Origin of the sequence: uncultured Bifidobacterium sp., from assembly GCF_959020155.1 — a bacterium.
In the GTDB taxonomy this organism is placed as follows: domain Bacteria; phylum Actinomycetota; class Actinomycetes; order Actinomycetales; family Bifidobacteriaceae; genus Bifidobacterium.
The window spans coordinates 1-11,711 of the sequence record NZ_CAUERC010000001.1 but is presented as its reverse complement, the minus strand read 5'-3'; the positions used below and the strand labels follow the sequence as shown (position 1 = coordinate 11,711).

General features: G+C 59.2%; 11 protein-coding genes and 1 riboswitch. Of the genes, 8 read left to right on the top strand and 3 right to left on the bottom strand.

Annotated elements, in window-relative coordinates:
• Nucleotides 1–39: 39 nt before the first annotated feature.
• Nucleotides 40–984, bottom strand: a complete 945-nt coding sequence (locus Q5H31_RS00055) for a hydroxyethylthiazole kinase (protein ID WP_302457363.1) — start codon at nucleotides 982–984, stop codon at nucleotides 40–42.
• A riboswitch (TPP riboswitch) is annotated at nucleotides 975–1,083 on the bottom strand. (Overlaps the previous gene by 10 nt.)
• Before the next feature lie 336 nt (nucleotides 1,084–1,419).
• On the opposite strand from Q5H31_RS00055, the gene Q5H31_RS00050 reads away from it, so the two are divergent.
• The 8 genes from Q5H31_RS00050 to Q5H31_RS00015 all read left to right on the top strand — a co-directional run bounded on the left by Q5H31_RS00050 (nucleotide 1,420) and on the right by Q5H31_RS00015 (nucleotide 9,571).
• Nucleotides 1,420–2,892, top strand: coding sequence for a glycine--tRNA ligase (locus tag Q5H31_RS00050; protein ID WP_007053317.1), 1,473 nt, complete (start codon nucleotides 1,420–1,422; stop codon nucleotides 2,890–2,892).
• Nucleotides 2,893–3,036: 144 nt separating this feature from the next.
• Nucleotides 3,037–4,281: a tRNA dihydrouridine synthase DusB gene (gene dusB / locus Q5H31_RS00045; RefSeq protein WP_007056907.1), complete on the top strand. Its 1,245-nt coding sequence runs from the start codon at nucleotides 3,037–3,039 to the stop codon at nucleotides 4,279–4,281.
• A 111-nt stretch (nucleotides 4,282–4,392) separates the two neighbouring features.
• On the top strand, nucleotides 4,393–5,604 hold the full coding sequence (gene ftsZ, locus Q5H31_RS00040; RefSeq protein WP_007054067.1) for a cell division protein FtsZ: 1,212 nt from the start codon (nucleotides 4,393–4,395) through the stop codon (nucleotides 5,602–5,604).
• 12 nt (nucleotides 5,605–5,616) lie between these two features.
• On the top strand, nucleotides 5,617–6,096 hold the full coding sequence (locus Q5H31_RS00035; RefSeq protein ID WP_007053320.1) for a cell division protein SepF: 480 nt from the start codon (nucleotides 5,617–5,619) through the stop codon (nucleotides 6,094–6,096).
• 121 nt (nucleotides 6,097–6,217) lie between these two features.
• Complete coding sequence (locus Q5H31_RS00030; RefSeq protein ID WP_007054068.1) at nucleotides 6,218–6,520, top strand: YggT family protein; 303 nt, start codon at nucleotides 6,218–6,220, stop codon at nucleotides 6,518–6,520.
• Nucleotides 6,521–6,659: 139 nt separating this feature from the next.
• On the top strand, nucleotides 6,660–8,039 hold the full coding sequence (locus Q5H31_RS00025; protein ID WP_007054070.1) for a DivIVA domain-containing protein: 1,380 nt from the start codon (nucleotides 6,660–6,662) through the stop codon (nucleotides 8,037–8,039).
• A 21-nt stretch (nucleotides 8,040–8,060) separates the two neighbouring features.
• Nucleotides 8,061–8,609, top strand: a complete 549-nt coding sequence (gene lspA, locus Q5H31_RS00020; protein WP_007054071.1) for a signal peptidase II — start codon at nucleotides 8,061–8,063, stop codon at nucleotides 8,607–8,609.
• Nucleotides 8,609–9,571: an RluA family pseudouridine synthase gene (locus Q5H31_RS00015; RefSeq protein WP_007054072.1), complete on the top strand. Its 963-nt coding sequence runs from the start codon at nucleotides 8,609–8,611 to the stop codon at nucleotides 9,569–9,571. The genes lspA and Q5H31_RS00015 overlap by 1 nt, the downstream gene beginning before the upstream one ends.
• Before the next feature lie 725 nt (nucleotides 9,572–10,296).
• On the opposite strand, the gene Q5H31_RS00010 is transcribed toward Q5H31_RS00015, so the two are convergent.
• Together Q5H31_RS00010 and Q5H31_RS00005 are read right to left on the bottom strand one after the other, a co-directional pair.
• Nucleotides 10,297–10,689, bottom strand: a complete 393-nt coding sequence (locus tag Q5H31_RS00010) for an ATP-binding cassette domain-containing protein (protein ID WP_071474843.1) — start codon at nucleotides 10,687–10,689, stop codon at nucleotides 10,297–10,299.
• A gap of 45 nt (nucleotides 10,690–10,734) precedes the next feature.
• Nucleotides 10,735–11,517 carry a gamma-glutamyl-gamma-aminobutyrate hydrolase family protein gene (locus tag Q5H31_RS00005; protein ID WP_007057395.1) on the bottom strand — a complete coding sequence of 261 codons (783 nt, stop codon included), beginning with the start codon at nucleotides 11,515–11,517 and terminating at the stop codon, nucleotides 10,735–10,737.
• Between the last annotated feature and the right edge of the window lie 194 nt (nucleotides 11,518–11,711).

The following is an 11,711-nucleotide window of genomic DNA, read 5'->3' as shown; positions in this document are numbered from 1 at the left end:
AAAAACTGTTATGAGCTCCCTCATCAGAGGGAACTGAAACTACTGCACCAAAATCTCGGATTCCGCCACCTGTTCGGCGGTCACATTCCACAGCGCGTCAAGGAACGCAACTTGGAACGAGCCCGGTCCGTGCGAAGTTGTATCGGCCACCTCTCCCGCGCGGTTGTACAGCAGAGACGCGGACAGGGCGGCGGTCAACGGATCGGAGACCGCCAAATACATGGCAGCCACGCCGCCCAGCGAGCAGCCGGCACCGGTGATCTTGGTCATCATCGCGCTGCCGCCCGGCAGTCGGTACACGGTTTCGCCGTCGGTCACCAGATCGGCGATGCCGGACACAGCCACTGCACAGCGGGTGGAAGCGTCATGGGAGGAATGCTTGGCATGCTGTTCGGTCAGATACTGTGCCAGCGCCACCGCCGCACCGGTTGCGGACTCCACGTCGTCGACGGATTCCACTCCGGCGGGGCGGTGCTCGGAAGCGTCCCCCACGGTTTCGGTATTGAGCCCCCACATGTTCGCCAGCGCGATTACCTCGGAGGCGTTCGCGCGAATCATGGTCGGGGGAGCGGCCTTGAAGGCCTGAAGAATGGCGGTGCGGGTGTGGCCGATGCCGGCGGCCACCGGGTCGAGCACCCACGGCTTGTCCAAGTAGTTGAGTCGCTGGGCGATTTCGGGCAGTGCGTCCTTATAGAACGGCAGCAGCGTGCCCACGTTGATGTAGTTCGCGCCCGCGATTTTCGCGGTTTCGATCACGTCGTCCGGCAGGAAACTCATGGCCGCAGTGCCGCCGGCCGCCAGTTGCGCGTTGGCAACCAAATTGATGGTCACAAAATTGGTGAATGACTGGGCCAACGGAGTCGTCTCGCGTACGCGGCGAACGGCATCGGCGATATTGTCACGGATGGGTGAATCGGCTGGAACCGGAGTCCCGGCGGTATAACCGCTGGACACGCCGGTAAACGATGATGCACTATTGCTCATTTACTGCTCCCTACGATGGTCTTAACCAACAGGTTCTAAGGGTCAGGCTCAGGCCTTTCTCAACTCGCGAACCACATGCGAGTTCCCCTGCATTACAGTGCCGACGCTATGCGCCAACATGGACATTATCGTGACGGATTTGTTCGATACGTGTCGTCAGGTCTGGCGCGTCCCCGTCCATTCGTGATACATAGACGCCTCCGCCGAGCAACATCTCCCGAATTTGTGACGCTGACGCGATGTCAGTGGCACAAATTCGGGAAGGGTAAAACAACAGGAACAATATGGAGGTGTTGCGATATAGGAATCGCTGCGAACGGCCGCTCGTGAGACGCGGAACATATACCGGACAATGCCGCCTGACCTGTCACCATATACGGCTATCCTGAAGCGGTTGTTATTAGACCCCAAACCGTTCAAACCAGAAGGTGCATTGTGGCTCAGTCCAAACTCGATGAAGTCGTATCCCTTGCGAAGCGTCGCGGCTTCGTGTTCCCCGCCGGCGAAATTTACGGCGGCACCCGTTCCGCTTGGGATTACGGCCCTCTCGGCGTCGCTCTCAAGGACAATATCAAGCGTGAATGGTGGCGCTCCATGGTCGTCACCCGTCCTGATGTCGTCGGTGTCGACACTTCCATCATTCTGCCGCCCGAAGTGTGGGTGGCGTCCGGCCACGTGAGCGTGTTCAACGATCCGCTCGTCGAGTGTCTCAACTGCCACAAGCGCAACCGCGCCGACAAGCTCGAGGAATCCTACGCCGAGAAGCACGGCGACAAGATGCCGGAAAACGGCATGAAGGACATCGTCTGCCCGAACTGCGGCACCCGTGGCCAGTGGACCGAACCGCGCGACTTCAACATGATGCTGCGCACCCACCTCGGCCCGGTCGAGGACGAGAACAGCCTGCACTACCTGCGTCCGGAGACTGCACAGGGCATCTTCGTGGACTTCAAGAACGTGATGACCTCTTCCCGTTCCAGGCCGCCGTTCGGCATCGCCAACATGGGTAAGTCCTTCCGTAACGAGATCACCCCGGGTAACTTCATCTTCCGCACCCGTGAGTTCGAGCAGATGGAGATGGAGTTCTTCGTCACGCCCGGCACCGATGAGGAATGGCACCAGTACTGGATCGACGCCCGCACCCGCTGGTACATCGACCTCGGCGTCAAGCCGGAGAACCTGCGCCACTACGAGCATCCGAAGGAGAAGCTCTCCCACTACTCCAAGCGCACCGTGGACATCGAATACAAGTTCGGCTTCCAGGGTTCCGACTGGGGCGAGCTCGAAGGCATCGCCAACCGTACCGATTACGATTTGAGCGCGCACTCCAAGCACTCCGGCGAAGACCTGAGCTACTTCAACCAGGCCACCGGCGAGAAGTACGTGCCGTACGTCATCGAACCGGCCGCCGGCCTGACCCGCTCCCTGATGTGCTTCCTCGTGGACGCCTACGATGTGGACGAGGCCCCGAACACCAAGGGCGGCGTTGACAAGCGCACCGTGCTGCGTCTCGACCCGCGTCTGGCCCCGGTCAAGGCCGCCGTGCTGCCGCTGAGCAAGAAGCCTGAACTGCAGACCGTGGCCCAGAACCTGGCCGACGACCTGCGCTTCAACGAGTGGATGATCGACTACGACGAGTCCGGTGCCATCGGTCGTCGTTACCGTCGTCAGGACGAGATCGGCACCCCGCTGTGCATCACCGTGGACTTCGACACCCTCGAGGACCACGCCGTGACCATCCGTGAGCGTGACACCATGGCCCAGGAGCGCGTCGCTCTTGACAAGGTGGCCGATTACGTGGCCGCCCGCATCGGCGAGAAGCGCACCCGCGTGCCCCTGAAGCCCGTGGAAATGGGCGGTGAGCCTTGGCCTGAGTCCGGCGTTCAGGAAGCCGGCGGCCTGTACTAAGCCGGAGTCGCACAACTTGGGCTCCCCTCTGTGGGCTGAGCCGTAAGGAAAACATCCCAGTGGGCTGTTTGTAGGCGAAGTGGCGGCGATAGACGCCGGGGCTCCTCTCTCAGGGGAGCCCCTACTTATTTTCTTAGGAATCACATGGCACAATCCGAATCCGAAACAGTGCTCACCGAGCATCACGAGACCGACAACCTCGACCCACGTACGGACGCGCCGGCGCGCCCCGGGACCCCGGTGCATATCGCCCCGGTCCAACTCGGCAACATCACCGTGCCGACCCCGGTGGTGCTCTCGCCGATGGCGGGAGTGACCAACTGGCCCTTCCGCGTGATTTGCGAGGAATACGGTCCCGATGGACTCTACGTGGCCGAGATGATCACCGCTCGAGCCCTCGTGGCGCATAACCCGAAAGCACTGCGCCTCTGTCATTTCGCCAAAAGCGAAAAAATCCGTTCACTGCAGTTGTACGGCGTGAACCCCTCCATCACCGAACAGGCGGCGAAAATCGTGGTCGACGGCAACATGGCCGACCATGTGGATCTGAACTTCGGTTGCCCGGTGCCCAAGGTCACTCGTCGAGGCGGTGGTTCGGCCTTGCCTTGGAAAACCGACATTTTCACTGAGCTATTACAGCGCGTGGTCGCCGTATGCGAGCCGGCGGGCATCCCCGTCACCGCGAAGATCCGCGTCGGCATCGACCATAACCATGAGACCTTCCTCGAAGCCGGACACATCGCGCAGGAGGAGGGCTGCAAGGCCGTAACCCTGCATGCCCGTACCACCGCCGAATACTATGGCGGTCATTCCGACTGGTCCCGCATCGGCGAGCTCAAGGAACACCTCAACATTCCGGTATTCGGCAATGGCGATATCTGGGGTGCCGAGGATGCGCTCGAAATGGTGCGCGAGACCGGCTGCGACGGTGTGGCCATCGGCCGCGGATGCCAGGGCCGGCCGTGGCTGTTCGCCAACATCAAAAACGCCTTCGAGGGCAATCCCGAACGGCTCAACCCGAATCTGGGCGAGGTCTGCCGCGTGATTCACCGTCATGCCGAGCTGCTTACCGAGTTTTATGAGGGCGATGAGATGATGGCCGTCCACGATCTGCGCAAGCACATCGCCTGGTATCTGAAAGGATTCCCGGTGGGCGGCTCCACCCGCAAGGCCTTTATGGAATGCGAGAGCCTGGCCGATGTGGACCGCGAGATCGGCAAGCTCGACCCGACTATCGAATACCCGCCACGCGTGGTCGACAAACCGCGCGGCCGCGTGCGTTTCGCCAAGAAGGTGCACTTGCCATATGGCTGGTTGGAATCGCGTACCACCACCCACGAAGAGCGTGAGGCGCTCTTCGGTGACGACCCAATGGACGCCAGTTACTGAGAAAATACTGAAAATACACGCAACACGCGCCATTCTGCGCGTGAATTTCCCTCCAAGAGTAGCCTGTTTGCGCTACTCTTGGGTGTAACCGTGAAGTGACAGGAGCCAAACGTGAGCGAGATCGCGCAGAATGAGTTCAACGACAAGACCAACATCAAGGTTGTTGGCGTCGGCGGTGCCGGCGGTAATGCCGTCAATCGCATGATTGCCGAGGGATTACAGAATGTTGAATTTGTGGCGGTAAATACCGATGCGAAGGATCTTCTGCGCTCTGATGCGGATGTCAAGATTTCCCTTTCCGATAAGTCCAGTCGTGGTCTCGGTGCTGGTGCCGACCCGGAGCGTGGAGCCAAGGCGGCCCAGGACCACCAGTCGGATATCGAAGAGGCGCTTAGGGGTGCCGACATGGTGTTCGTCACCTGCGGTGAGGGCGGTGGCACCGGTACTGGCGCCAGCCCGATCGTCGCTCGTGCGGCTCATCAACAGGGTGCTCTCACCATCGCGGTTGTTACTCGTCCGTTCAGCTTCGAAGGCCCTCAGCGTTCCGCTTCCGCCGAATACGGCATCGACAACCTGCGCAAGGAAGTCGACGCGCTGATCGTCATTCCGAACGATCGCCTGCTCGAGCTTTCCGACCGTTCCATCGGCATCATTGAGGCATTCAAGACCGCTGATACCGCACTGCTTGCCGGTGTTCAGGGCATCACTGACCTGATTTCGATGAACTCCTATATTCACGTCGACTTCAACGATGTGAACTCCATTCTTCGTGGTGCTGGTACTGCGCTGTTTGGTATCGGTTCCGCACGGGGAGAGGATCGTGCCACGCAGGCCGCCGAAATCGCCATCAGCTCTCCGCTGCTTGAGGAAAGCATCGAAGGCGCACACGGTGCGCTGATCAACATCGCCGGTCCGACCGACCTGAAGCTGCAGGAGGCTTCTGCTGCCACCGAACTGGTGCGCAAGGCCATTCACCCTGAAGCCCAGATTATTTGGGGTCTTGCTCTGGACGATGCTTATGGCGATGAAGTGCGTGTCACTGTTATTGCTGCTGGTTTTGACCCCGTCGCCGCTCAAGATGACGACACTCAGAGCACGGTGACGCCGGTTGTGCCAACCGCCGCCGATCCTGCGACTCCCGTGGCACAGCCAGCTCCAGCACCGGCACCGGCTGCACAGCCCGCTGCCACTGCCCAACCGGCATTCACACCGGCTACCGGTGACTCCGCATCGTTGCCTTTTGATGATCCGACTTCCGCTCATCCGAATATCGCCGTGAACGATCCGGCTGGCGATCTCGACATCCCTGACTTCCTGCGCTGAAAGGATTGATCCATGGCTGGGTTCATGAAAAACGCGATGTCCTATCTGGGCATGAGTGACGTTGTGGACGATGAGGACGACTACATCGAGGAGGACGAGGAGCAGAAGCCGGCTTCGAAGTCCGCATTTGATTCCGACCATACGGTCACGCCGCTGGCGTCAACCACCGCGCCTGCCGCATCGTCGACTACCAAGCCGTTCCCCGGTGGCCGTGTGAACAGAATCACCACCATCCATCCGAAGTCATATGAGGATGCTCAACTGGTCGGCCGCGCATTGCGTGACGGTGTTCCGGTCGTACTGAATCTCACCGGTGTGGCCGAAGCCGTGGCATATCGCATCGTGGACTTCTCCGCCGGCGTGGTGTTCGGCGTGCGTGGTTCCCTCGAGCGTGTCACTCCGCGCGTGTTCCTGTTGAGCCCGGCGCAGGTGAACATCAAGGTCGAAGAGCCGACAAAACCAGCCTCGGCACACGATTTGTTCGCTGACTGACCGGTTCAGTAGTTTTCGCATTCGACGTTATATCGGTATTCGGCCGACTCCCAGCAAGGAGTCGGCCGATTCTTATTGTGCTCCGAGCAAACTTTTCATGCGCGGTTGTTAGTCTGTCAGCATGCTTTCCTTAGTGTTCTCTCTGATCGGCCGCATTCTTGCATGGCTCATTAACGCGTATATCACGGTTCTGTTCGTGCGCATGATTCTGGACTGGGTCTCCGTTCTCGCACGAAACTGGTATCCACGTGGTGTGGTGGCCCAGCTGATCAATATTGTGTATTCCATTACCGAACCCCCTCTGCGCTGGCTACGTCGCTATATTCGCCCATTGCCGCTCGGTTCGATTTATCTTGATGTCAGCTTCATTGTGCTGTATTTTGCGCTGGTGGTACTGGAAAGTGTTGTTCTGATAGTGTTCTGAGGCCGTTTTTGACCCGCCGGAGGCATATATCTGGCATAAAAACCCACGTCGAATGTTCTGAAACGATGGGGTCGTGATAGCATTCTGACTTGAGACCAACGTAAGTGCGGGCGATGCCCCAAAGCGAGGTGCAAGATTTATGGCTCTGTTGACGCCGAAGGATATTAGGGAGCACACCTTCCAGACTGTTCGATTCAAGGAAGGTTATGATGTCGACGAGGTCGATGACTTCCTTGATCAGGTCACGGAAACCGTCGAGGCTCTTGGACGTCAGGCGGTAGCCGGCGGTCAGGCCACCCAGACTCTGGGTCCTGACGTGACCAACCTTAATGCGAAGATCTCCGATCTTACCGGTCAGGTGCAGCAACTCGAGTCGGAGAATGCTGGTTTGAAGAACGCTGTGGCTCAGGCCCAGCAGGCCGCTCAGGCTGGCAATGATCAGGCAGCACAGCTTGTCTCTGCCAAGCTCAGCGAAGCCGAGGAATCCAACCGCGCGCTGTCCTCCCAGAATGAGCAGCTCAAGGGTCAGGTCGATCAGCTGAACGCTCAAATCGATCAGCTCACCGCTCAGGCTGCTCAGGCCTCCGGTGACCAGGAGGCTGTCGGTCAGCAGATCGCCGCCATTCAGCAGGAACGTGATCAGTTCCGCGCGGCCAACGAGGAGCTGTCCCGTCAGCTCGCCGCTGCTCAGCAGCAGGGTTCCGCCGCTCAGCAGCAGTCCGCTCAGATCGCTGAGCTGTCCCGTCAGCTCGAAGAAGCCAAGCAGCGTGAAAACCAGCTTCGTGCTCAGGTTTCTAAGGTCGAGCCGAGCACCGAGACCGGTTCTCTGCAGAAGATCGCTGGCGCCGCTTCCATGCCGGGCACCGAGCCCGAGCGCGCCACCGCCATGCTGACCCTGGCTATGCAGCTGCACGATCAGTACGTGGAGAAGGGCAAGAACAAGGCCAAGGAAATCACCGAGGCCAGCCAGAACAAGTACAACGATCTGGTCACCAAGGCCAACAACTACTCCGAGCGTACCCGTTCCGAGGCCGACGACTACTCCACTCGTACTCGTTCCGACGCCGACACCTATTCGGATCGTACCCGCTCCGAGGCCGACGCTTACCGTGACCAGACTCACGCGGATGCCGAGACCTACTCCCAGAACACCCGTTCTGAGGCCGACGCATACTCCGTCAAGACTCGTCAGGATGCGGACAACTACTCCAAGTCTCAGCACGATGACGCTGACAACTACGAGAAGGAAGTGCAGCAGCGTGCCGCCGAGTATGACAAGAACACTCGTTCCGCGGCTGATGCGTACGACAAGAACACCCGCTCTGCAGCCGATACGTATGCCGAGCAGGTGCGCGACAACCTTCAGGCTCAGTCCAAGGTCGTCGAGGGCAACATCCAGAGCCTCAAGCAGTTCGAGACTGAATACCGCGCCCGCCTCACCGAGTACCTCGGCCAGCTGGCATCGCAGGTTTCCGAGTCGAACAACTACGTCGACCAGACCTCGTCCAAGACCAACTGAGCGTAGGCAGGTACAGGTCGTATGACGAACCAACAGGGACGGCTGCGCACCCGCGTGGCCGTCTTTGCATGTGTGGCCGCGGCTGCGCTGATTGTCGATCAGCTCACCAAGGCTTGGGCGATGGCCGCGTTATCCAACGGTCAGACCATTCGCGTGATTCCCGGACTGCTGTCCTTCACCTTGGTGCGTAATCCGGGCGCGTCCTTGGGCATGGGATCAGGCGCTACTTGGGTAATCAGTCTGTTGGCCGTTGTGGCTTGCGTGGCCCTTGCTGTGGCTGGGGTGCGCACTGTCTCCATGAAATGGTCGGTGGCGATTTCTTTCGCGTTTGCAGGCGCTCTGGGCAACCTGATTGACCGTGTTATGTACGCTGACGGCTTCCTCGACGGCAAAGTGGTGGATTTCCTTAACTATGGCTGGTCCGTTGGCAATGTGGCGGATATCTATCTGGTAGTCGCCGGTGTGGCCCTGGTGATTCTGATTCTTATGGGGGAGCCGTTCTCACACAAGGATCTCATCGAGCAATCCGACGAATCCCTACAGTCTGAGCCGGAGGCGGACGCCAAGTAATGAGTCGAATAGTCCCTGCTCCCGATGCATTGGTGGGTAAGCGTTTCGACGTAGCCGTGGCCAAAATGCTGGGTATTTCACGATCTAAAGCCGCCGATCTGGTTGACTCCGGGCAGGCGCGCGTTTTAGGACGTGAAGTTGCGCGGTCCAGCACATTGCAGGCGGGGGAGACCGTCGAATTTGATTTGGCGGAGGAACAGGCCGAGCCTGAGCCTATCGCAACTGATATGGCCGTTGTCTACGAAGACGATGATGTCGTTGTAGTCGATAAGCCTGTAGGCGTGGCGGCGCATGCCTCGGTTGGCTGGACCGGTCCAACCGTGCTCGGATCACTGCGTGACCGCGGCGTGCATATCACTTCCTATGGTGCGGCCGGGCGTGAGGGCATTGTTTCTCGCCTTGATGTAGGCACTTCCGGCTTGATGTTGGTGTGCAAGTCCGACCTTGCGTACACCGAGATGCGTCGGCAGTTCGCCGAGCATGAGGTAAAGAAAACCTATCATGCGCTCGTGCAGGGTGGTCTTAAAGAGAACAAAGCAACCATTGAGGCACCGATCGGGCGCGCCAAAGTGTCCGATTTCCGCTTCTGCGTGACTCCGGCCGGCAAACCGGCCGTTACGCACTGGGATGTGCTGGAGCGTTTCGGCCATGAGGCCACTCTGGTATCCGTGAATCTGGAGACCGGACGTACTCATCAGATTCGCGTGCATTTCTCCTCGATTGGGCATCCCCTGTGCGGTGACCCCATGTATGGTGCCAATCCGGTGCTGTCTGAGGCCTTGGGACTTGACCGGCAGTGGCTGCACGCCATGAAGCTCGAATTCCGTCATCCCCGCACCCGCGTCTGGACCACGGTCCGGTCCCAGTACCCGGCCGACTTGGCTGCCGCCCTCGATGCCATGCGTGCCCGACATATCGAACCCGCTGAACCTGCCGAATATGCCGAAGTTCTGGTGGACTAATTCCGCAACGTGTGCATCATGCGTTTTAATATTTAGATTCAGTTCCGGCTTCGCCGGATTCATCCCAGAATAACGAGAGATCGGTCATGATGGCTCTCCGTCATGACCATACCCCAAGTGACTGCGGATGCTGAGTACCGTTCAGGCCAATGGTCGGTAACCGTACGTGAATTACCGGTATTTCCGCTCAACGTGTCTCGGTACTCCAGCGTGAAGTGAACAGAAATGAGCCAAAGCAGTAAGGCTGAGTACGAGTATTCGTGGCCGTCATCAATCGATGGTGGTCATTGGGATTCGCGCCATGTACTACGCAGTATGTTGTACGCTCTGCCTGGCTGTGACTGGATTCTGGGGCCCGCTGCCGGTTGACGAGGCTGAAGGCATGTAAAACTTATGCATACTGATCTGTTTTCTTAAATTTGGCTTTATCAATGGTGTCGCGCAGGCTCTTTACCCGCGTTCGGATTCGATCGTTCGTTTTCTCCATGGTCGTCCGGGCTCGATCGAGCCGGACCGGTGCCATATCCGGATCGCAGATGACTGGCGATTCCGGAAGATCTACGAAAACGTCATCTTTAGATGACGATTCAACGTTTCATATTGCAGGTCTCCTTACGGGGCGTTACGTCCGATCGCATTCTTTGAAAAATGGGCCACCTAGATTTCCGAGGAGATTGAAGGGCAACACGTGACTTCGGTAGACCAAAGCTGCCGGAATATCTCCGTCAAACCGCCTGTAGCTCGATGGTGTTGTCGCATTGTGCGGCGATGCCAAGATCGTGGGTGACGATGATGAGGGTCTTGCCGTATTCGTGCTGGAGGCGGAGCATTTCGTCGAAGACATGTTGGGCGAGATCGCGGTCGAGCGCGCCGGTGGGCTCGTCGGCGAGGATCAAATCCCCGGGCTTCAATATGCATCGTGCGAGGGCGACGCGCTGCTGTTCACCGCCGGAGAGGGTCATGATCTTGTCTCCCGCGACATGGCCGAGTCCGAGCCGGGAGAGCATGGCCTTGGCCTTGCGCTGCCTGACCTGTTTGCTGTCACGGGTGAAGCGCATGCCGAGGGTGACGTTGTCAAGGGCGCTCATGTCGTGGTAGGGGGCTGCGGATGCGGGCAAGCCATTTCTTGGAAGACGTTTCGTCGAGATTGGCGGGAGCTTGCGTCAGCAGGCGTCGATGAAGGCGCTGAGGATGCGACGTTGGTTGCTATCGGCGCGGTGAGAGAACTCAGGATGCCATTGGACGGCCCAGACGAAACGCTTGGCCGGCATCCAGACCGCCTCCACGATGCTGTCCGGCGCAGTGGCCATCGGTTCCAGTCCCTGGCCCAGCGTGCGAATCGCCTGATGGTGATAACTGTTGACGCCCAGCGTATAGGCGCGCGGATGATACGGCCTGCCGAAGGAATCGACCTCATCGGCCTCCGCCTCACTCGGGCCGTTGTCTCCCAGCGGCCACAACGCGCGGGCCAACGGCGAATCGGGCGCGATCGACACTTCGTGGACCACCGGGTCATACGGCGGCTTGTCGCCATGATGCACGACCGGGCTGGGATGTTCGTCCGGCAGATCCTGCCACAACGTGCCACCCAAGGCGACGTTGAGGCTCTGGATGCCGCGGCAGATGCCCAGCAATGGCTTGTCCGCCGCGATGACGGAGGGGATCAGGCGCTCCTCCATCCGGTCGCGGGCCTTGCATAGTTTGACCGTCTTGGGGCCGGCCGCCTCGCCATACCGTTCTGGATCCACGTCGTGGCCGCCGGTGACCAGGAACCCATCGCATTGGCTGACCAGCTGTTCGATTGTAGTCTCGTCGTCGGTCAGCGGCAGCATCACCGGGATGCCGCCGGCTTCGATGATGCCGTCGAAATAGCCGGGCAGCATCCACAGGCTATTCAGTGTGTCGTCCCACAACGGGACCACGCCGATAAGCGGACGATGGGCCATCGATACCTCCAAATACAGACTTACTGATAAAGCGACTCAACTTGCTACAGTCTCAAACCTGAAAATTGTACCACTGTGACTTGCGGGCGGAGCCTACCCCGATGTCTATTTAGAAGTGCAACACCCTTGTTGGTCCTGCAATTCTAACAGTTCGTCGGCGAACGCCTCGGCGGGCGTGCGGTAGCCGAGCACGC

Excerpts from the sequence above, each read along its gene's own strand:
- Q5H31_RS00055 (WP_302457363.1), bottom strand. The coding sequence starts at position 984 with ATGAGCAATAGTGCATCATCGTTTACCGGCGTGTCCAGCGGTTATACC.
- dusB (WP_007056907.1), top strand. The coding sequence starts at position 3,037 with ATGGCACAATCCGAATCCGAAACAGTGCTCACCGAGCATCACGAGACC.
- Q5H31_RS00035 (WP_007053320.1), top strand. The coding sequence starts at position 5,617 with ATGGCTGGGTTCATGAAAAACGCGATGTCCTATCTGGGCATGAGTGAC.
- Q5H31_RS00030 (WP_007054068.1), top strand. The coding sequence starts at position 6,218 with ATGCTTTCCTTAGTGTTCTCTCTGATCGGCCGCATTCTTGCATGGCTC.
- Q5H31_RS00025 (WP_007054070.1), top strand. The coding sequence starts at position 6,660 with ATGGCTCTGTTGACGCCGAAGGATATTAGGGAGCACACCTTCCAGACT.
- lspA (WP_007054071.1), top strand. The coding sequence starts at position 8,061 with ATGACGAACCAACAGGGACGGCTGCGCACCCGCGTGGCCGTCTTTGCA.
- Q5H31_RS00015 (WP_007054072.1), top strand. The coding sequence starts at position 8,609 with ATGAGTCGAATAGTCCCTGCTCCCGATGCATTGGTGGGTAAGCGTTTC.
- Q5H31_RS00005 (WP_007057395.1), bottom strand. The coding sequence starts at position 11,517 with ATGGCCCATCGTCCGCTTATCGGCGTGGTCCCGTTGTGGGACGACACA.